This is a genomic window from Arthrobacter sp. EPSL27 (assembly GCF_001512305.1).
GTDB lineage: Bacteria > Actinomycetota > Actinomycetes > Actinomycetales > Micrococcaceae > Arthrobacter.
Map to the genome: position 1 here is coordinate 122,563 of NZ_LNUT01000001.1, position 20,804 is coordinate 143,366.

The 20,804-nt window shown below is 70.5% G+C and carries 14 protein-coding genes; 9 read left to right on the top strand and 5 right to left on the bottom strand.

Annotation, left to right across the window (positions count from 1 at the left end; genetic code table 11):
- Positions 1-3 precede the first annotated feature (3 nt).
- From coaD to mutM, 5 genes are all read left to right on the top strand, one after another.
- On the top strand, positions 4-504 hold the full coding sequence (gene coaD / locus AR539_RS00435) for a pantetheine-phosphate adenylyltransferase (RefSeq protein ID WP_066431189.1): 501 nt from the start codon (positions 4-6) through the stop codon (positions 502-504).
- Between the two features lie 171 nt (positions 505-675).
- A complete protein-coding gene (locus AR539_RS18835; RefSeq protein ID WP_082699121.1) occupies positions 676-1,200 on the top strand; it encodes a YceD family protein in 525 nt (174 codons plus the stop codon).
- 36 nt (positions 1,201-1,236) lie between these two features.
- Positions 1,237-1,440, top strand: coding sequence for a 50S ribosomal protein L32 (gene rpmF, locus AR539_RS00445; protein ID WP_009356569.1), 204 nt, complete (start codon positions 1,237-1,239; stop codon positions 1,438-1,440).
- A 21-nt stretch (positions 1,441-1,461) separates the two neighbouring features.
- The gene (gene rnc, locus AR539_RS00450) at positions 1,462-2,154 is read left to right on the top strand and encodes a ribonuclease III (protein WP_066431193.1); all 693 of its coding nucleotides are present in this window, start codon (positions 1,462-1,464) and stop codon (positions 2,152-2,154) included.
- A 9-nt stretch (positions 2,155-2,163) separates the two neighbouring features.
- Entirely contained in the window at positions 2,164-3,114 is a 951-nt protein-coding gene (gene mutM / locus AR539_RS00455; RefSeq protein WP_066431196.1) for a bifunctional DNA-formamidopyrimidine glycosylase/DNA-(apurinic or apyrimidinic site) lyase, read from the top strand.
- A gap of 1 nt (position 3,115) precedes the next feature.
- Here the strand turns inward: mutM and AR539_RS00460 are convergent, their stop codons facing one another.
- The 4 genes from AR539_RS00460 to AR539_RS00475 all read right to left on the bottom strand — a co-directional run bounded on the left by AR539_RS00460 (position 3,116) and on the right by AR539_RS00475 (position 8,648).
- A complete protein-coding gene (locus AR539_RS00460) occupies positions 3,116-4,084 on the bottom strand; it encodes an NAD-dependent epimerase/dehydratase family protein (RefSeq protein ID WP_066431201.1) in 969 nt (322 codons plus the stop codon).
- A complete protein-coding gene (locus tag AR539_RS00465) occupies positions 4,081-6,780 on the bottom strand; it encodes an alpha/beta fold hydrolase (protein WP_066431204.1) in 2,700 nt (899 codons plus the stop codon). The genes AR539_RS00460 and AR539_RS00465 overlap by 4 nt, the downstream gene beginning before the upstream one ends.
- The gene (locus AR539_RS00470) at positions 6,774-7,796 is read right to left on the bottom strand and encodes a 3-oxoacyl-ACP synthase III (protein WP_066431207.1); all 1,023 of its coding nucleotides are present in this window, start codon (positions 7,794-7,796) and stop codon (positions 6,774-6,776) included. The genes AR539_RS00465 and AR539_RS00470 overlap by 7 nt, the downstream gene beginning before the upstream one ends.
- 147 nt (positions 7,797-7,943) lie before the next feature.
- Positions 7,944-8,648, bottom strand: coding sequence for a class I SAM-dependent methyltransferase (locus AR539_RS00475; protein WP_066431210.1), 705 nt, complete (start codon positions 8,646-8,648; stop codon positions 7,944-7,946).
- 298 nt (positions 8,649-8,946) lie between these two features.
- On the opposite strand from AR539_RS00475, the gene AR539_RS00480 reads away from it, so the two are divergent.
- The 3 genes from AR539_RS00480 to AR539_RS00490 are packed head-to-tail and all read left to right on the top strand — an operon-like array spanning position 8,947 to position 11,976.
- Positions 8,947-9,654 (top strand): hypothetical protein, encoded by a 708-nt coding sequence (locus tag AR539_RS00480; RefSeq protein ID WP_231728438.1) that lies wholly within the window; start codon positions 8,947-8,949, stop codon positions 9,652-9,654.
- A gap of 4 nt (positions 9,655-9,658) precedes the next feature.
- Positions 9,659-10,951 carry an MFS transporter gene (locus AR539_RS00485; RefSeq protein WP_082699122.1) on the top strand — a complete coding sequence of 431 codons (1,293 nt, stop codon included), beginning with the start codon at positions 9,659-9,661 and terminating at the stop codon, positions 10,949-10,951.
- Positions 10,948-11,976, top strand: coding sequence for a TolB family protein (locus AR539_RS00490; protein ID WP_066431213.1), 1,029 nt, complete (start codon positions 10,948-10,950; stop codon positions 11,974-11,976). Before AR539_RS00485 ends, AR539_RS00490 begins: the two co-directional genes overlap by 4 nt.
- 34 nt (positions 11,977-12,010) lie before the next feature.
- Here AR539_RS00490 and AR539_RS00495 read toward each other — a convergent pair whose 3' ends face one another.
- The gene (locus AR539_RS00495) at positions 12,011-16,768 is read right to left on the bottom strand and encodes a DUF4082 domain-containing protein (protein WP_066431215.1); all 4,758 of its coding nucleotides are present in this window, start codon (positions 16,766-16,768) and stop codon (positions 12,011-12,013) included.
- Positions 16,769-17,154: 386 nt separating this feature from the next.
- On the opposite strand from AR539_RS00495, the gene smc reads away from it, so the two are divergent.
- A complete protein-coding gene (gene smc / locus AR539_RS00500) occupies positions 17,155-20,799 on the top strand; it encodes a chromosome segregation protein SMC (protein ID WP_197410517.1) in 3,645 nt (1,214 codons plus the stop codon).
- Positions 20,800-20,804: the final 5 nt, after the last annotated feature.

Sequence of the window (20,804 nt, forward strand, 5' to 3'; positions counted from 1 at the left end):
AGCATGAGACGCGCCGTATGCCCTGGCTCCTTCGACCCCATCCACAACGGACACCTGGAGGTCATCGCGAGGGCCTCGGGCCTCTTCGACGAGGTGATCGTGGCGGTCTCCACCAACTACGCCAAAAAGTACCGCTTTACCCTTGAGGAGCGGATCGACATGGCGCAGGAAACCCTGGCCTCCCTGCGCGGCATTGTGGTCGAACCCGTGGGGGAGGGGCTCCTGGCCGAGTACTGCCGGCAACGGGGAGTCTCCGCCATCGTCAAGGGCCTGCGCTCCTCCTCCGATTTCGACTACGAGCTGCCGATGGCGACGATGAACCGGCAGCTGACCGGCGTCGAGACCGTGTTCCTGCCCGCCGAAGGCCACTACCTGCACCTGTCCTCGACCCTGATCAAGGAAGTGTTCACCCTCGGCGGCGATGTGTCCGAATTCGTGCCCCGATCGGTGCTCAAACGCCTGCACTCCGGCGAGGCGGACCAAGGGCGGCCGCGCAGAGGGTAAGCTTGACCGGTACTCGGCGGCCTGCTGCCGGTTGCGCGGCCCAAATGCGGTCGCCCGCGGTGCGAACCGCAGGCGCGCCCCGGTTTGAGTCCGTCCGGAAGATCAGGCTAAGATGGTACGTCGGTCATATGTTCAACAGGAGTTCTCATTAAACGAGATGCTAGTTCGCCCTTGGTGTTTGACGTCAAGGACCTCGGACGCAGTCCGGGAAGCATGCGGACGCTGACAGAACATGTACCCGCACCGGGTGATCTTGGTGTGGCGCTCATTGGCGTGCAGGAAGGCTCGGATATCGGGCTGGACCTGCGGCTGGAGGCCGTACACGAAGGAATTTTGGTATCAGGTACCGCGGAAGTCGAAGTAACCGGCGAATGCGGCCGATGCCTGGATCCCCTTGCGTATGACCTTGAGGTCAATGTGCAAGAACTTTTCTTCTACGAGGACGCTGAGTTCTCGGACGAGGAAGACGAAGAAGAGCAACGTCGAGTCGAGCACGATCTAATCGATCTTGAACCGGTGTTGCGGGACGCAGTTGTCACCATGCTGCCGTTCCAGCCGGTGTGCCGGGAAGACTGCCAGGGCCTTTGCTCCGAATGTGGAGTTCGCCTGGAAGACGAGCCGGGGCATCACCACGAGGTGGTAGATCCTCGCTGGGCTGCCCTAGCTGACTTGGCTAAGCCTGACCGGCAAAACTGATTTGTAAGTGTTGGACTAGAGAGAAATGAGTTAGCCGTGGCTGTCCCGAAGCGGAAAATGTCTCGCTCGAATACCCGCGCCCGCCGCTCCCAGTGGAAGGCAACCGCCCCCCACCTGGTGAAGACCGTCGAGAACGGCCAGGTCACCTACAGCCTGCCGCACCAGGCAAAGGTCGTTACCGACTCAGCTGGCACCGCGCTGTTCCTTGAATACAAGGGCCGCAAGGTCGCAGACGTCTAATCCGCCAAACGGCTGATAAAGATGTCTTCAACTGAAGAGCTTCTGAAGCGTCTCGGTGTCTCTATTGACGCCGGGACGCTTCGTCTTGCGCTCACACACCGTTCCTACGCCTACGAAAACGGTGGCATCCCCACCAACGAGCGCCTCGAGTTCCTGGGCGACTCCATCCTGGGGTTCTCGGTCACGGACGCGCTGTACCGCGACAACCCCATGCTGCCCGAAGGCGACCTGGCCAAGCGCCGGTCCGCCGTCGTCAGCACCAAAGCCCTCGCTGGAATCGGCCGCAGCATCGGATTGGGCGACTACATCTACCTCGGACAGGGCGAAAAGCTCACCGAAGGCAAGAACAAGGCGTCCATCCTCGCGGACACCATGGAGGCGCTGATCGGCGCCACGTACGTCTCCAACGACATCGAGACGGCACGCCAGCTGGTCATGCGCCTGATCGGCCCGCTGCTGAAGGACGCTGCCGCGCTTGGCGCCGGCACCGACTGGAAGACCAGCATCCAGGAGCTGGCGGCCAGCCGTCAGCTCGGAACCATCAATTACGCCGTGGAGGGCTCCGGTCCGGACCATGCCCGGACCTTCGAAGCGGTGCTGCGCATCGGCGGCAACGACTACGGCACCGGGACCGGCAACTCCAAGAAGGAAGCCGAACAGGAAGCCGCCGCGGACGCCTGGCGCAGGCTGTCGGCGCCCTCCGAAGGCGCTTAGGCACGCACCGTGCCCGAACTGCCCGAGGTCGAAGTTGTCCGCCGCGGCCTGGTGAGCTGGGTGCGGGGCCGGACCATCACCGCTGTTGAGGTGGTGGATCCGCGCTCCGTCCGCCGGCACGCCCTGGGCCCGGAGGACTTTGCCGGCAACCTTGAGGGCGCCCGCGTCCTGGACGTGGTGCGCCGCGGGAAGTTCCTGTGGATGCCCTTGGCGGACACCGCAACCCCCGGCGCGTCCCTTCCCGCCGTTGCGCTCATGGCCCATCTGGGCATGTCCGGCCAGCTGCTGATGCAGGACTCCTCGGCCGCGGACGAGAAACACCTGAAAGTGCGGCTGCGGCTCAGTGCCGCCGACGGCATGCCCGAACAGCTCCGGTTCGTGGATCAGCGAATCTTCGGCGGACTCTTCCTCACGTCGCTGGTTCCCACGCCCGACGGCGCCCCCGGCGGACTGGCCGAAACGCCGCTGCCGCTCATCGCCGAAGAAGCCGCCCACATCGCCCGGGACCCGCTGGACCCCTACTTCTCCTTCGACGCGTTCTACCGCCGGCTGCGGGCGCGCAAGACCGGCCTGAAGCGCGCGCTGCTGGACCAGGGACTGGTCTCCGGGATCGGCAACATCTACGCGGACGAAGCCCTCTGGAAAGCCAAGCTGCACTTCGCCCGGCCCACCGACACCCTCCGGCGGGCAGACGCCGAACGTGTCCTCGACGCCGCCCGCGACGTCATGACCGACGCGCTGGCAGCCGGCGGCACCAGCTTCGACTCGCTCTACGTCAACGTCAACGGGGCCTCCGGCTACTTCGACCGGTCGCTCAACGCCTACGGGCGCGAGGGCAAGGAGTGCAAACGCTGCGCCGAAGCCGGCCGGGTCACCCTCCTCCGGCGGGACCAGTTCATGAACCGCTCCTCCTACACCTGCCCGGTCTGCCAGCCCCGGCCCCGCAACGGCCGCTGGTAGCTCACGCCCTGTAGTGCCCGGCCAGCCTTGCCAGGCCCTCGTCGAGGGACACGGCAGGGGTCCAGTCGAGGAGCCAGCGGGTTTCCCGCTGGTCGAACCAGTGGGCTGTGGAGAGCTGCTCGGCGAGGAATCGAGTCATGGGCGGCTCGTCCTGGCGGCCGAGCCGGGTCCAGGCCTTCTCCACCACCCAGCCGGCACCCCGGGCGAGCCGGCCCGGCACCGACCACGACGGCGGGCGGACGCCGCCCGCGGCGCAGATGCCCGCCAGCAGTTCGCCCACCGGGCGGGGTTCGCCGTTGCTGACCACCACCGCTTTGCCGTGGACATGCTCCATGCGGTGCAGGGCGGCGGCGATGGCCGAGGCGGCGTTGTCCACGTAGGTGGTGTCGATGAGGGCGGCCCCGGCGTCGAGCAGCGGCAGGCGGCCGCGGCCGGCCCGGTCCAGCACCCGTTCCACCAGCTGCGTGTCGCCCGGGCCCCAGACGATGTGCGGCCGCACCGCTGCGACCCGGAAACCCGGCCCGTCCGCTGCCAGCGCCAGCAGCTCGGCCGCCGCCTTGGTGCGGGAGTAGTCGCCGTGCGCGCGGGCCGGGTCCGCGCGCACGGCGCCCAGCCCGACGATCGCGGCCCCGGAGTTCGCCACGGACGGCGAGGAGACGAACACCAGGTCCCGCACGCCGGCGTCGCGGGCGGCGCGGAGCAGGCGGCGGGTGCCCTCGACATTGACCTCGTCGAACTCGGCGGGGCGGCCCGCAAACGAGACTTTCGCCGCCAGGTGGATGACACCCTCCGCGCCGGAGACGGCACGGCGGACGGCGGCGTCGTCGGTGAGGGAGCCGCAGGCGTCCGTGGCGCCCTCGACCCCGGACGGGCGGCGCTGGAAGGTGGTGACGGCATGGCCCCGCCGCACCAGCAGGGCGGCCACCTCGCGGCCCAGCAGCCCGCTGGCACCAGTGACAAGCACCCTCATGGCGTGCCCGGACGGCCGCCGGCCAGCACCGAGGAGGCCCAGCGGGCCAGCCGGGTCCTGTCGATCTTGGCGTTGTGGCGGATGTCGGTCGGCTGGGCGGGCACGGCCAGCACGGCGGAGATGCTGATGCCGGCCCGGCGGGCCGCATCGCGCACGCGCCGGGCGAGGTGCGGCGCGGCCGGGCCGGCCCGGCGGGCCGGAGGTACGGTTTCGACGACGGCCACGACGGCCTGCGTTCCGGCCGGCCCGACACCGACGACGGCGGCGAGCCCGACGTCGTCCAGGCGTTCGATGGCCTGCTCGGCGCCCACCGGGGTCACCACCGCACCCGGGGCGGTGACCACGTGCGCCAGCCGGCCCTCCACCCAGAGCCGGCCGGCGGCGTCGAAGTGCCCGACGTCGCCGGTGCGGTGCCACCCGGGCGTGCGGGCGCTCTCCCGCTGGGTCAGCCAGAGCCGGTCGTAGGCGTCCTTGACGTGCGGGGCGCTGACCAGGATCTCGCCGGTCACCCCGGTCTCTGTGACGGGGCAATCGCCGGGGGCAGTGCCGTCCCCGGCGAGCGGGACGACGGCGACGCGGGCACCGTGCACGGGCAGGCCCACACAGACGCCGTTGCCGGCCCCTGCCACGGTTCCGCCGGCGGCGTCGGCCTCCGCGGCGCGGATCTGTTCGAGGCTGATGTCGGTGACCGGCAACGCCTCGGTCATTCCGTAGGGGGTGTGCAGCGACGCCCGGGGCAGCAGCCGCTGCACCTCGGCGAGGAGGGGCTCCGGGACGGGTGCGCCGGCGGACAGCAGCAGCTCCACGCCGTCCAGGGCACGCTGCCCGGCCCCGTCCAGGCTGTCCCTGGTCGCGAGGACGTTGCGCAGCGCCGCGGGCGAGGCGAAGACCACCGTGGCGTCAATGGCGGCGGCAGCGTCCGCCAGCGCTCGGGCGGTCAGCGTGCGGGGCGCGGTGACGTCCATGGCGGGAGTCACCGACACCGCTCCGAGCGCCGGGCCCAGCAGGGCGAACGGCGCGAAGCCCGCCACCAGGCGTGCGCCGGGGCGGATCCCCAGGGTCGCAGCCACGGTGTCCCGCATGGCGGCCAGCTGCCGGTGGGTGTAGAGCACGCCCTTCGCGGGCCCGGTGGAGCCGGAGGTGAAGAGCACGGCGGCGGGGGCGTCCGGGGCGGGTGCCTGCGACGGCGGGGGCTTTCCGGCTCCCCGCCGGGACAGGGCAGCGAGGGAGGTTTCGACGGCGAGGAGGCGGCGGCGGCCGGGCGGCAGATCCCGCACACTGATGCGCCGCCCCGGCCAGCCAAGCACCGAGGCAGCTGCGAGCGCCTTGTCGATGCCGATGAGGAAGTCCGGGGTGGCGCCCTTGACCGCGCGGCTGAGGCCGCGGGTGCCCAGGCCGGCGTCGGCGACGACCACCACGGCACCGATCCTGAGGCAGGCGTAGAGGACCACGGTCAGATCCACCCCCGGCGGAACCATCAGGCTCACCCGGCTGCCGTGCTGCACCCCGGCTTCCTGCAGTCCCGCCGCGAGCGCGGCGATGTCCCGTTCCAGCTCCCGCCAGTCCAGCGCGCGGGAGACGCTGCCGTCCGGGGCCATTTCCGCGACGGCGGTGTCCCCTCCTGCGGGGCCTGCTGCCAGGTCGGTGAGCGGAGCCCAGAGGGGCGCGTTCCCGGCGGGGCCGCCGGCCCCCAGGGGTTCGGATGTGGCGTCCCCGGCGGGTGCGCTGTCATCTCCGGGCGCGCTGTCCTCGCCGGAGCCGACCGGCAGGCCTTGCCCGGCGAGCCAGGCGAAGACCGGAGCCGCAATGTCCCGGTCTTCCGGAAGCAGGTGGCCGGCTCCCTCAAACCGGTGCACGTCCGCGTGCGGCAGCCGGGCGGTGAGGTCCTTGAGGTACCGGTTGGAGAAGATCGGGTCCTGCGGGCCCCAGAGGACCAGTGCCGGAACCTTCAGCCCACGCACCCCTTCGGCGACCCGGTCCAGCGCCGGGAAGCTGGGATGGGACGGGCCCACAGGAATGTCCGCCACAAAGTTCCCCACGCCCGCGCGGCGGCCGGCCCCACGGTAGGGGGCCATAAACGCGTCCCGGACCTCCGGGGTTAGCGGCGGGCGGGCCAGGGCGTGCGTCACGCGAAGGAAGGTGTCCGACGTCGTGGTTCCCCAGCGGTGCACGGCAGGGTGCAGCGCCAGCCGCAGCGGCCGGGGGATCGGGGACCCGGCGGGCTGGTGGACGGCGGTGTTGGTCAGCACGACGGCGGCAAGCTGCTGCGGGTGGGCCACGGCCCAGCCGAGGCTGATCACGCCGCCCCAGTCGTGGCCGACCGTGACCACGGGTCCGTCCAGCCCGAGCGCGTCGGTGAGGTCGCCCAGGTCGTTGATCCGGTCCGCCAGGCGCCGGAATGTGCCGGTGCGCTCGGAGTAGCCCATGTCCAGCTGGTCCACCGCCACCACGCGCCACGGGCGGGACGGGTCGGAGCCGGCGGCCAGGAGGGTGCGCCACAGGTAGGACCACGTCGGGTTGCCGTGCACGCACAGCAGCGTGCCCGCAGGTACAAGGCCGCGGCGGGAGAGCTGGGCGCCATTGTCGAGCAGGTGCCAGCGCCGCACGGTCCCGGGCTCATCCGCGGCGGAGGTGGAGGCCACCTCGATCTCGCGTGACCATCCGGGGTCGACGCCGGGCCAGCCGGCCGCTACCACTCGATCTCCACCATCGCGGTGTTCAGGCCGGAACCGACGCCCATGCACAGCACCCTGTCACCGGGTCCGAGCGTCTGCGCCTCGGCCGCGAGGGTCATGGGAAGGGAGGCGGGCCCCACATTGCCCCAGCGGGGGAACGTGATGGGGACCTTGTCCGGATCCAGATCGAGTGCTTCGATGACCGCCTGGGTGTAGGCGTTGCTTACCTGGTGTGTGACGTACCGGTCCATGGCGGCCCAGTTCCACTCCGGCTGGGCCTCGTGCCAGGCGTCGGACACCAGTTGCAGGCCGCCGTCGAGCAGCCCCTTCGTGTCGGTGGCCATGCCGTCGATGCCGCCCACGCACAAGTCGTGGTGCTCGGTGCCGGCCCGCATCACGCCGCCCACCAGCCGGTGCGCGCCGGGGTGCTGGTCGGCCGGCCCCAGGACGGCAGCAGCGGCTCCGGAGCCCAGCGTGAGGGTGGCGAACTCGCGGTTGAAATCCTCGCGTGTGGTCTCCGGCCGCTGCAGCCGCGCCAGGGTGGCCTCCTGCGTCGCCTGGGCGTCCTCGCCGTTGACGATCAGCGCGTACTTGATCTGGCCGGAATCGATCATGTTGGCCGCCAGCGTCATGCCGTTGACGAATCCCAGGCAGGCGTTGGCCAGGTCGAAGTTCATGGCGGACGAGGGAAGGCCCAGCCCGTGGTGGATCTTCACGGCGACGGATGGTTCAAGGTTCCGCCGCGTGACGGACGTGTTGATCAGCAGCCCCACCTCGGACGTCTCGACGCCGGACTCGGCCAGGGCTTTCGCGCCGGCCTCGATGGCGGCGTCGTCGAAGGACGTCCCGGCGGCCCACCAGCGCCGGTGCGTGATGCCGGCGACGCGTTCGAGCAGCTTCGGGGGGAACTTCAGCCGGCGCAGCGTCGACGCCAGCCTGCGGTCGAATTCCGCGGAACTGACGCTGTTCGGAGCCTCGACGCTGCTCACCGAAAGCAAAGCGGTGTTGCGGTGCCGGAATGTTGCATTCCCTACCAAATTCAAGCCCCTGTTCGTGTCTGTCCTGCGCCCTGCGGATAACCGCAGTCCAAGCACAGGCCCAAGAGCTTAACTATGCCCGCTGCAGCCCGGTTCCCGCATTCCGCCCGGCAGATATTGCACGGCTCGGTCCAGGTGCGGCTGGCCTCAGCCGGCGTCGAGGACGAAGAAGAGGAAGCACAGGAACGCTGTCTTCTCGCCGCTGAGGATCCGCGGCGGGAGGAGCTCCTCCGGGGTGTCCGGGGACGGTGCCGGTTCGCTGACCGTGGCCACACGGTATCCCGCCGACGTGAAGGCGTTGATCATGGCGTGGAGCGGGCGGTGCCAGAAGGTCAGGACCGCAGGGTTGCCGTTGAACTCGTAGTCCTCCGAGTACTGCCGGACGGCGAAGTAGTCCTCCGCGGGGTAATTGACCACGCTGACCGCGGGATGGTTGACCGAGACGATCAGCCGGCCGCCGGGCTTCAGCACACGCCGCAATTCGGCCAGCGGACCGGCCCAGTCCTCCAGATAGTGCAGCACCAGGGAGGCGACGACGTCGTCGAAGGTGCCGTTGTCGAAAGGCAACGGCCCGCTGAGGTCGGCCACGTGCAGGTCGGCGGCCGTGCCCAGGCGCTGACGGGCCAGGTCGAGCATCGCAGGGCTGGAATCGAGGCCGGTCATGATCGCGCCCTTTGCGCCCAACGCCGCGGACAGGGGCCCGGAACCGCATCCCGCGTCCAGGATGCGTCGGCCGTCGACGTCGCCGGCCAGGCTGATCATCGCCGGCCGCTCGTAGTACGCGTTCAGGAGGCTGGACTCGTTTTCTGCCGCGTAGCTTTCGGCGAAACTGTCGTAGTGGTCGGCTTTCACGGATCCTCATTCCCCGAATAGGAGCCCCTGGTCAGGGCAGGCAGCCTGATCCTAACAACCCTCCGTCCGGGCCGGCCCGCACTGTCAGTCCCTGCGCCGTCCATCCGGGGCCCGGCGATTTGCCCGGCCCCGCCCGCAACGGATGCTGGTAGCGGAGGCCCGCAATTCAAGTAGTCCTACTCTTACGCCGGCGTTCCCCGCGCTGAAAGACTGGGACGATGGGTGCTAGGGGAACAACAACCATGGTCTCGCCGGGCGCTGTCTCGCCGGGCGCTGCTGCCCGGGCCAGGAACCGTCCATGAAAACCAAATGGCTGGTCGCCGCGGGAGCCGGCGTGGCGGCCCTGCTGGGCGGCACCGCCGTGGCGCTGGACCAGATGACGGCCGCTGAATCCTCGGTGTCGGGCGCGCCGCCGGCGGGCAACAGCCCGCACACTGCCGGCAGCAGCCCGGGCGATGCGGGTACTGCCGGTGTTCCGGGTGCCCCGGGCTCCGGCGGGGAAGCATCCGCCGGGAGTACAGCGGCTCCTTCCCGGGGATCCGCTGACGGAGCGGCTTCGGTCCCAGTGGGCCGTGAGGTGCTTCCCCCCGTCAGTGCCACCCCCACCGGGCTGCCCGCGCCGACCGCACCGGCAGCCCTGGTCAGCGCGCCCCTGCCCGCCGCGGCGTCGGCCCAGGGCGGGATCGTGGACGGCTATCCAACGGATATCCTCCCGTTCCCTGACGCAACGGTGCTGGTCTCGACGTCGGTCTCCCCGGCGGAGGGAACGCTGCAGGTGGCCGCCGACGCCATCGCCCCCTTGAGCCAGGACGCGGTGGCCGGGCACTACCAGCAGGTCCTGGGCGGCCTGGGTTTCTGGTCCGAACCCGTTCCTGCCGCGGACGGACAACGGGCCATCCGCTTCGGCCGGGGCACCGACTCCCTGACGTTCACGGCCTCCACCACGGGCACCGGAGGCACCCGGTTCATGCTCCTGGGAAACCTGCGCGCTGCTGACGGGGGATAGCGCCATGTACCTCTCCATGTCCGACCGCAACGGCGGCAAGAAGGACCAGCAGCCACCCGCGGGCGCGGATCCGGCCGGGCCCGCCGGGCCGCGTTTCCGGCTTTCCCCGGTGATTCTCTGGCTGGGTGTGGTCAGCATGCTCACCGATGTCTCGTCCGAGTCAGTCTCTGCGGTCCTGCCCCTCTACATCACCGCGTTCCTGGGCCTGTCCACCATTGCGTTTGGCATCCTGGACGGAATCAACCAGGGGGCCAGCGCCATTGTCCGGATCGCCGCGGGGTATGCCTCCGACCGCATCGGCCGGCCCAAACCGGTGGCCGTCGCGGGCTACGGCCTCTCCATGCTGGCCCGGATCGGGCTGCTGTTCGCGGCCGGATTCTGGGCCCTGACCGCCGTCGTGACCGCGGACCGCGTGGGCAAGGGCATCCGCACGGCCCCCCGCGATGCGCTGATCTCGGTGTCCGCCCAGCCTGAACACCAGGCGCGGCATTTCGGAGTGCACCGGATGCTGGACAGCATCGGTGCGGCCACCGGCCCGCTGCTGGCCTTCTTCGTCCTGATGCTGATCCCCAACGGCTACTCCACCGTCTTTGTGGTCTCCCTGGCGTTCGCGGCCCTGGGGGTGGCGGTGCTGGTGCTGCTGGTGCCAAACCTGAGAACACGCCCGCAGGACAGAAAGCCGGGCACAAAGGGGCAGGGGAAGACAGGCTTCCGCTGGCGCCTGCTGCGTGAACCCGGGCTGGGCCGGCTCCTGATGGCGGCCGGGATCCTGGGCCTGCTGACGGTCGGCGACGGCTTCATCTACCTGGTACTGCAGGACAGGGACGCCTTCGCCGTGCAATGGTTCCCGCTGCTCTACGTGGGCACGAACGTGGTGTTCCTGCTCCTCGCCATTCCGCTGGGCCGCCTCGCGGACCGCTGGGGCAAGGCGCGGGTCTTTATCCTGGGGCACGTGGCGCTCCTTGCCTGTTACCTGCTGGCCGCCGTACCGGTCGGGGGACTTGGGCTGACCCTGGCCTGTCTTGTCCTGCTTGGGGCCTTTTACGCCGCGACGGACGGGGTTCTCGCGGCCCTGGCCAGCCAGCTGACCCCGCCGGACAAGCTTGCCACCGGGCTTGGGACCGCGCAGACCGTCGTGGCACTGAGCCGCATGACCGCTTCGGTGGGCTTCGGTGTCCTGTGGTTCGCCGTCGGGCCTGCCGTTGCGATGGGGGTGGTCGGCGTGCTGCTGGCAGCGGGGGTGGTGGCGTCCTGGTTCCTGCTGCGCGGCGGGGTGCTGCACGGGGCCGCAGCGTGAGCGCCGCCGGGCGTACGGCGCGCTGGGGGATCCTGCTGGTGATCACCGTGCTGGTCATCGCCGCAGCCGGCGCTTACGCCGCGAACGCGTTCGGGCGCTTCCAGGAAAGCCGGACGGCGGCGTCCGCGGCACGGGTGGCCACCGGTGCCGCCGTGCTGCAGAAGGGCTCGGTCCTGTTCCGCAACACGGCGCCCGGCCAGGGCTACGGAACCATCGGCGTCGTCCCGTTGTCCGACCCCGCCGGCGAACGGTCCCTGGCGGCAGCTGCCTGCGACAGGGTCTACGGCACGCTGCAGAACATTGTCTGCCTCAGGACCAACCGGGGCCTTGTCACCAATTTCGAGGCAGCCGTGCTGGGACCGGACTGGCAGCCGGCCAGGAGCTGGGCGTTGCCGGGCATCCCCAGCCGGACACGGATCAGCCCGGACGGCTCCCTCGTGGCCACCACGGTGTTCGTTTCCGGCCACGCCTACGGAAACGGGAACTTCTCGACCGAGACCTCCATTACTGCGGTGCAGGGCGGCACCGTCGCCGGCAACCTTGAGGATTTTGCGCTGCTGGTCAACGGCACCCGCATCACCGCCGCGGACCGCAACATCTGGGGTGTCACCTTTGCCCCGGGCCAGAGGGACACGTTCTATGCGACGGCGGCATCATCGGGCCGGATCTGGCTGGTGAAAGGAAACATCCCGGCGCGCACCCTGACGGCCGTCTACGACGGCGTCGAATGCCCGTCGATCTCGCCCGACGGCACCCGGGTCGCCTACAAGAAAAACACCGGCAGCGCGCTGGCGGTGCACTGGCGGGTGGCCTACCTCGACCTGGCCAGCGGGAAGGAAACTGTGCTGTCCGAGCCGCGGAGCGTGGACGACCAGATCGAATGGCTGGACGACCGGACCTTGCTCTACGGGCTCGCCCGCGACGGTGTTGCCGGCGACAGCGACATCTGGCAGATCACCGCGGATCCGGCGTCGCGCTCTTCAGTCTTTATCGAACACGCCTGGTCGCCGTCCGTGGTGCGCTGACCGTGGTGCGCTGACAGGGAGCAGCGCCCGGCGGTCAGGGGGCGGCGGGGGCGAAGACGACATCGACGAAGTAGTTGGTGGCGTTCCACGAGTTCGACGGCACGGACCCGCCGGCCCCGTACTGGTACCGGCCGTTGTTCGGGCCCGGGGCCGTCAGGAGGCCGTTGATCCAGGGTTCGGCGAAGAACGCCGCCGTGTAGGCGTAGTTGCCGTTGGGGGCCAGGTAGGACACCACATAGCTTTGACCGGGCTCAAGCGGGACGGGGGCAGCGAACGTGGCGGTCTGCCAGCCGGTGGCTGTCTCGTCCGTGAACGTCACCTGGGCCAGCCGCTCGCCGGCGGCGGTCCACAGCGAACCGACGTGGGTGCCGGTGTTCCCTGCGCCCTTGTAGAACCGCACGCCCGTGGCGCTGCCGGCTGCGGACACTGAGAAGGCCGTGCCGAGTTCAATGGATGACGTGTCCCCGGTGGCGGCCTGCACCGCCGGAAGGAGGGGGCCGAACAGGGTCTGCCCGGGCCCGCCGGGGTTGGACGTGGTGAACTGCCAGGAGACCGGCGCCAGTTCGGCGCCCTGGTCCGAGAGGAGGCTGCCGGCGCTCGCGGTGAGCGCCGTGGCAGCGGGCAGTGCCTGGTCCGGTGTGAACGTGATGGTTTTGCCGTCCGCCGAAAGGGCGGCCGTGCCGGCGACGGCGGTGCCGCCGGCGGTCAGCCCGAACGTGTAGCCGGCCCGGACGGGCGCAGAGAACGTCACCGAGGGTTTCGAGGTCAGCGGGACGTCGGCGGAATCGGGCGCCGGCACCTGGGCTGTCACCGTGAGCGGCGGAATGGACGCCAGGAAGTCCACGTCCACGAGGTAGCTTGCCGTCGAGGAGGATGCCGGGAAGTCCCCGTTGTAGGTGTACGCGCCGGCGCCGGACGCCGTGCGGAGCGGTCCGCTGGTGACGGGTGAGCTGAGGCCGCCCGGCACCGCTGAATAGACTCCGCCGGGTGTCCGGTATGCGGCTACGTATTCGGTGTCCGCCGCGATGTCCACGGGCTGGCTGAAGGTGGCGGTCTGCCAGCCGGAGGAGGACTCACCGGTGAAGGTGACGGCAGCCAGCTGCTGGCCTCCGGCGGTGTAGAGGGCCCCGGTGTGGACGCCCGTGTTGTCCGCCGCCTTATAGAAACGGATGCCCGTGACCTTGCCCGGGGAACTGCTCGCGAAGCGCACCCCCAGCGTCAGCGGCACGCCGTCGTTGAATGCCGGGCCGCCGGGGCTGACGGAGTCCTGGTACAGCGAGCACGGGCAGACGCCCTCCTGCCGCGGGGCCGGGACCGTCGTGAACGTCCACGTGCCGCCGTCGCCGAGCTGCTGCCCCGTCGCCGAGGTGGCGGCCAGCGTGGCCGTGTACGTGGTGCCTGCCGCCAGCGGTGAGGATGGCGTGAAGGTGGCCCGGTTCGCCGCCGCGTCATAGGACGCCGTTCCCGGCACCGCGGCGGAGTCCGGACCGGCCAGGGTCAGAGTCACACCTGACGCCGGCTTGGACAAGGTGGCCGTGACTGTGGAGTCCAGGGCCACGCTTGAGGATCCGGGCAGCGGCGCCTGCGCGCTGGCCACAAACGGCGGATCCGGGTACTGGACCACCACGTCAACGAGGTAGCTGGCGGCGGAGCGGTTCCCCGGGAAGTCGTTGGTGTAGGAGTAGGCCCCGGCGTCGGAGGCGGTCCGCAGGTTCCCGACGCTCAGCCCGGGTCCGAAGCCGTTCACGGTCGCGGAGTAGGAGCCCGTGGTGCTCCTGTACGCCACGATGTATTCGGTGTTCGCCGTCATGGGAACGGGCTGGTTGAAGTACGCCGTCTGCCACCCGGAGGAACTCTCGTTGGCGAAGGTGACCGTGGCCAGCTGCTCGCCGCCTGCGGTGAACAGGGCGCCGGAGTGGGTGCCCGTATTGCCTGCTGACTTGTAGAAACGGACGCCCGTGACGGTCCCCGCCGCGGTGCTGGAGAAGCGGACCCCTAGGGTCAGCGGCACCCCGTCCCGGATCTCCTGGATTCCCGGGGCCACCGAGTCGTCAAAGAAACTGCAGGGGCAGGTTCCCGGCGCCGGCGGGGACACCACGGTGGTGAACTGCCAGGCGGCGCCGCTGGTCAGCGCGCCGCCGCCCACGTCCGTGGCGCTGAGTGCCGCTGCGTATACCGTGCCGAGTTCCAGCGCCGCCGCGGGGGTGAAGGTGACCTTCCGCGTGGCGGGATCGTAGCCGGTGGTGCCCGGGACGGCCGTGCCGTTCGCCGTCAGGGTCAGTTGCACGCTGTCCGCGGTTACGGCTTTGGACAGCACTGCCCCCACGGTGGTGGCCTGCGGGACGCTGGAGGAGCCGCCCAGCGGCCAGTGCCCGGACGCTGTCAGGGGGGAGGTGTCGACGGTGTCGAAGAGGGCATCCACGAAGTAGTTGCCGTTGATGTAGCTGGTGGACGGGAACGAACCCGGTGCCGCGTACACGCCGGCCGGGGCGCTGCCGAAGCCGCCGGCGACGGTGAGGGGCGCGTCGGTCAGGCCGAAGCTGGCCCACTGGTAGTCCTTGGTGGCGTAGCGGCCGTTCGGCGCCGTGTAGGAGGCCACGTACTTCTGCCCGGCGGTGACCGGAACGGGCTGGCTGAAGCGTACTTCCTGCCAGCCGGACGCCGTTTCGGACGTGAATGCCGCGGTGGCGAGCCGCTGGCCCGCGGCGGTCCAGAGCGAGCCGCTGTGGGCTCCGGTGTTGGCGGTGCTCTTGTAAAAGCGCACCCCGGTGACGAAGCCGTCGACGCTGGGCGTGAAGTTCAGCCCGAGTTCGTACGCACCGCCGTCCTGGGAATCCGGCACGTCCGGAACCTGCTGGCCGAACACCGAGTACGGTCCCGTCAGTTTGAGGCCGCGGGTGGCGGGGGCGCCGATGTTGGCGCTGTCGTCGATGGCGCGCACCTGGATGCTGGCCGTGGCCAGGCCCTTCTGGATGTAGGTGTAGGTCCAGTTCTGCTTGCCTTGGGCGGGGCGCCAGGTGGCCCCGCCGTCGGTGGAGACTTCGACGCCGGCCACAATGCCGGCGGCGTCGGAGGCCGTGCCGGACACGGTGACGGCTGACCCGTGCTTGACGGTGGTCCCGTCGGCGGGGGAGGTGATTGCCACTGCGGGACCGGCTGTGTCTGTGCTGGCCGTCGCCGGTGACAGTGCCGCGTCGCGGGTGGCGGGCTGGGCGCCCATGTCGGCCAGCAGGTTGATTTGGGCCTGCTGCATCCGCGGGTCCGCCGGTGCGCCGTCGCCGTCGTGCACCTGGTCCAGCCCCCACGTCCACTGGACGGTGCCCGCGGAGAAGACCAGCGCCCCGCTGGGCGCCCGGTACAGGGTGGTGCTGTGTGTGGTGGTCCCCGGCAGGACGGCGTTGCCGAAGTCCTGCAGGTACTGCGGTGCGGGGCCGGTCGTGGTGGAAAGCCGGATCAGGCCGGCGGGCCGGAACCCGTTGTCCACGTCCTCATTGGATTCATAGCCCACGGTGTGCGGCGCCAGCGCCGCGGAGCTCCCGGCGGCGAGCGCCGCCAGCGGGGTGTTGCGCCACAGCCGCGCTTTGCCCTCGGCTGCGCTGACGGTGATGGGGAGGTCCGTGTAGTTGGACATGTACATGGTCCCGGTCAGGGCGTTCTCGGGCATCCCGCCGCCGTTGGCGGGCGCTGCGTACCTTGGGTCCCGCCAGGTCCCGGTCCATCCCGTGCTGGGGTCGATCTTCCCGTTGGCCCAGGTTTCCTTGTAGGACGTGATGGTGCGGCCGGCCGCGCCGTCCACGGGCGAGGGCTCCAGCCGGGTGCGCCAGTACACCTCGTTGCCGGAGAGGAACTGCAGGTTCACACCGGCGTCGCGGGCCGCCTCGACGTTGGCGCGCTGCGCGCCGGACCAGTACTCGTCGTGGCCCACGGAGAGGAAGACCTTGTGGTTCAGGAGCTGGGCGCCGTTCCGGTCGGTGTCCACCCCGCTGATGTAGCTGACGTCGTACCCGTTCTTCTCGAGGAAACGGACCAGGGGATACTCGTTGCTGAAGTAGAAGTCGCGTCCCGCCATGGACCCGCGGGTATTGACCGGCCGGTTGTAGCTGATCTTGTAGGCCCGGCCGTTGTCGGCGCCCTGGTAGAAATCCGAGCCGCCGTAGCTGTTGTAGGCCTGCCACGAGGTATCGGAGGTCTGGAAAACGACGTCGGACCGGCTGCCGTCCGCGCGGACCACAAACGTGATGTGGCTGCGGCCGCCGGTGTCCGGCCGGGTCAGGAGGGCCACATAGACGCCGGACACGGCCGTCGCGGGGACCTGCCACGTCGCGGAGACCGCCCAGGTCCCGCAGTCGTAGAGTTCCGTGGTGGCGTCCGTGAGGCACTGCGGCTGGTTCTGCCGGAAGGCCGACGGCGTGACGTCGGCAATCTTGCGGGCGCCGAGTCCCTGGTACCAGCCGGTCCGGTAGATCCGGATCGTGTAGCTGGCCGCGGTGGTGTCCACCTTGAACCTGACGGGCTGGCCCGCGTTGACACTGATCTCGGTCGAGAACCCCTGAATGTCCGCCTCTCCGGCGCCGTCGATGTCCCACTCAGACGGCGGGCTGCCGGGTTTGGAATTCTCACACGCCACGGCGTTCAGGAGCGGGGCGCAGGGGTCCGCCGCGCTGGCCGCCGGGAGCAGGGCCGGCGCGGCCGCAACGGGAAGCAGCGCCGCCACGAGCGCCAGCACCAGCGCCAAGGGGAGGGCGACGCGCTGGAACGCTGTCAGTGTGCGGCCGGCTGCAGAAACAGACATGTGGACTCCTGAGTGAGTGCGCTGCGGCGGTATCGGGCCGGCACGCCATGCACCGGCCTGTGCCGCACCCCCCGGGGCAGCCAACCAAGGTTTTCACTTGTCCTAAACTGAGCTGCCGGCCACCCGCCCCCAAAGCGCCCCTGGCAGAACACGGACGGTCTGCATTCTGCTGTGTGCATTCTGCCGTGTGCGTTCTGCCGCGTCGGCCCGGCGTGAGCCCGCCGGCCCGAGCTGCGCCCAGCAACTCTGGCGCCAGCCTATGGTCCGGCCCGGAAACGCTCCAAAGGAATTCCTTGGGAAAAGCCTAAATCCGCTGAATTTCCGGTGGTGGCGGTAGATTTGAGGCAGGAACAGCCGTTTCCGCCAGCCAGGAGAACCGAAACACTTTGCACCTCAAAAGCCTGACCGTCCGGGGATTCAAGTCCTTCGCTTCGGCGACGACCTTCGAATTCGAGCCAGGGGTCACCGCAGTGGTTGGCCCCAACGGCTCCGGCAAGTCGAATGTGGTGGATGCCCTGGCCTGGGTGATGGGCGAGCAGGGCGCCAAGACCCTGCGCGGCGGCAAGATGGAGGACGTCATCTTCGCGGGCACGTCCGGCCGCCCGCCCCTGGGCCGCGCCCACGTCTCGCTCACCATCGACAACAGCGACGGCGCCCTGCCGATCGAGTACAGCGAAGTCACCATTTCCCGCACCCTGTTCCGCACCGGCGGCTCGGAATACGCCATCAACGGCGCCGGCTGCCGGCTGCTGGACATCCAGGAACTCCTCTCCGACTCCGGCCTGGGCCGGGAAATGCACGTGATCGTGGGGCAGGGGCAGCTGGACAAGGTGCTGCACGCCACCCCGGAGGACCGCCGCGGGTTCATTGAAGAAGCCGCGGGCATCCTCAAGCACCGCCGCCGCAAGGAAAAGACGGTCCGCAAGCTCGAGGCCATGCAGGCCAACCTCGCCCGCCTCAGCGACCTCACCGGCGAAATCCGGCGCCAGCTCACGCCGCTGGGCAAACAGGCCGAGGTGGCCCGCCGTGCCCAGACGGTCCAGTTCGAAGTCCGCGACGCCCGGTGCCGCCTCCTCGCCGACGACCTGGTCCAGCTGCAGTCCGCGCTGGCCCAGGACGTCGCGGACGAAAGCGCGCTCAAGGCCCGCCGCGCCGTCGTCGGGCAGGAACTTGACCTTGGCAGGCAGCGGCAGGCCGGCCTTGAACAGCTCGCCGCGGAAGCCACCCCCGCACTCAACGCCGCCCGGGACACCTGGTACCAGCTCTCCGCGGGCCGGGAACGGCTGCGCTCCCTGGGCGCGCTCGCCGAGGAGCGGCGCCGGCTGCTGGGAACCGCGGACACGGTCCCGGACTCCGGCCGCGACCCGGACAGGCTCGACCGGCAGGCGGCCGCCGCCCGGGCCGAACAGGCGGGGCTGGAACGCCAGATCGACGAGCGCGGCGCCGCCCTGGCCGCCGCGACGGCCGCCAAACAGGAAGCCGAAAACGCTGCCGCCGCCGAGGACAAGCGGCTCGCGGCCCTGCTCCGGGCTGCGGCGGACCGCCGTGAAGGCCTCGCCAAGCTTGCCGGACAGGTGGGTGCCGCCCGCTCCCGGGTCGAATCGGCCCAGGCCGAAGTCGGCCGCCTCCGGGAATCCCTCGCAGCGGGGGAGGAACGCCGCCGGCAGGCCCAGAGCGAGTTCACCGCGCTCGAATCCCAGGTGGCGGGTGTGGAGGACGGCGAGGAAACCCTCGACGCCGACTACGAGGACGCCAGCGCGGCCCTCGACGCCATCACCGCCGAAATCGACGCACTGGAGACCGCCGAACGCGACGGCGAACGGGAACGCGGCGCCCTCATGGCCCGCCGCGACGCCCTCCAGCTCGGCCTGAACCGCAAGGACGGCACGGGCCACGTCCTCGGCGCGGGGCTCCCAGGGGTGCTGGGATCGCTCGCAGCCATGATCTCGGTGGAACCCGGCTTTGAGGCCGCCATCGCGGCGGCCCTGGGCGCAGCCTCCGACGCCGTGGTGGTCCAGGACGCCGAGGCGGCGGCCGCCGCCGTGCAGCGGCTGAAGGACGACGACGCCGGCCGGGCGGCCCTGCTGCTGGCGCGCGCGGCTGATGGCGCGCCCGGTTCTGTTTCCGGCCCTGCCGCTGACCCCGCCACTGACTCTGCCGAGCTGCCCGCGGGCGCCCGGTGGGCCGCGGAGCTGGTCACGGCATCCGGCCCCGGCGACGCCGCCCTGCCCGGGCTGCCCCTGGACCGGCTGCTGCTGGACGCATTGTTTGAGGGAACCGCCGTCGTCGAGGACCTGGCCGGCGCCGCCGCACTGGTCGCCCGCCGCCCGGAACTGACCGCCGTCACCACAGCCGGAGACGTTGTCACCGCCCTGACCGTCAGCGGAGGGTCCGCCAAGGCGCCGTCACTGATCGAGGTGCAGGCCGCCGTCGACGACGCCGCCGCGCGGCTGGCCGCCGTCACCGCCGGGCTGGAACGCCAGCGCTTCGCACTCGCCGCCGCCCGGGCCAAGCGGGCCGAGGCGCAGGACCGTGCCGACGCGGCCCTGGACAAACTCCACGACTCGGACGCCCGGCTGGCCGCCGTCGCCGAACGCCTGGGGCACCTGAACTCGGTGCTCCGCAGCGCCGTCGGCGAAAGCGAGCGGCTCGCGGCCTCCCTCGCCAAGGCCGAAGCCAACATTGCCGGCGAACAGGAGGCGCTCACCGCCGTCGCGGCCCGGCTTGCCGCCGCCCAGGAATCCCCGGCCGAGGAGGAGCCCTCCCCGGAACACCGTGACGCCCTGGCCCTGGCCGCCTCGCTGGCCCGCAGCGCCGAAATGGACGCCCGGCTCGCCCTGCGCAGCGCCGAGGAACAGCTCACCGCCGTCCGCAACCGGGCGTCGTCACTCGAACGCGCGGCCGCCACCGAGCGGCACGCCCGCGAGGAGGCAGCGGAACGGGCCCGCCGCCGCCGGCTGCAGGCCAGGCGCGCTGCCGCCGTGTCGGCCGCCGTCGGCCAGGTGGTCGGCTTCATCGACGTCTCCGTGGAACTGGCCCGGGAGGAACGGGACCGCGCCGAGGAACGCAAGGAACAGATGGACGCCGACCTCACCGCCGTCCGCACCAGCAACGACGCCCTGGCCCGCGAGCTGGCCGAACTGACCGACTCCGTCCACCGCGACGAAATGGCGCGCGCGCAGCAGCGCCTCCGGACCGAGGCCCTGGAGCTCAGGAGCGTCGAGGAGCTGGGCCTCACCGCGGACCAGCTCGTGGCGGATTTCGGCCCGGACCAGCCGGTCCCCGTGCCAGCCGCGGAATCCGGGGACAAGTGGGCCGCGCTGCGCGCCCCCGTGGACGAGGAGGGCCGCGAGATTGTGGCAGGAAAGCCGTTCGTCCGCGAGGAACAGGAGAAGCGCCTCAAACGGGCCGAACGGGACCTGTCCGCCCTGGGCCGGGTCAACCCGCTGGCGCTGGAGGAATTCGCTGCCCTCGAGGAACGCCACCAGTTCCTCAGCACCCAGCTCGAGGACCTCAAATCCAGCCGCAAGGACCTCCTGGACATCATCAAGGAAGTGGACGACCGGGTCCAGAAGGTCTTCGCCGAGGCCTTCGAGGACACCTCCGCGCAGTTCGTCCGGATCTTCGCCCGGCTGTTCCCGGGCGGCGAGGGACGGCTGGTCCTCACCGACCCCTCCGACATGCTCACCACCGGCATCGAGGTGGAGGCCCGGCCAGCCGGGAAGAAAATCAAGCGCCTCTCGCTGCTCTCCGGCGGCGAACGGTCGCTGACCGCGGTGGCGCTCCTGGTCGCGATCTTCAAAGCCCGGCCCTCGCCCTTCTACGTTATGGACGAGGTGGAGGCTGCCCTGGATGACACCAACCTGGGCCGGCTGATCACCATCTTCGAGGAGCTGCGCGAATCCAGCCAGCTCATCATCATCACCCACCAGAAACGCACCATGGAAGTTGCCGACGCCCTGTACGGCGTCACCATGCGCGGCGACGGCGTCTCCACCGTCATCAGCCAGCGACTCGGCGCCCAGGTCTGAGGCGC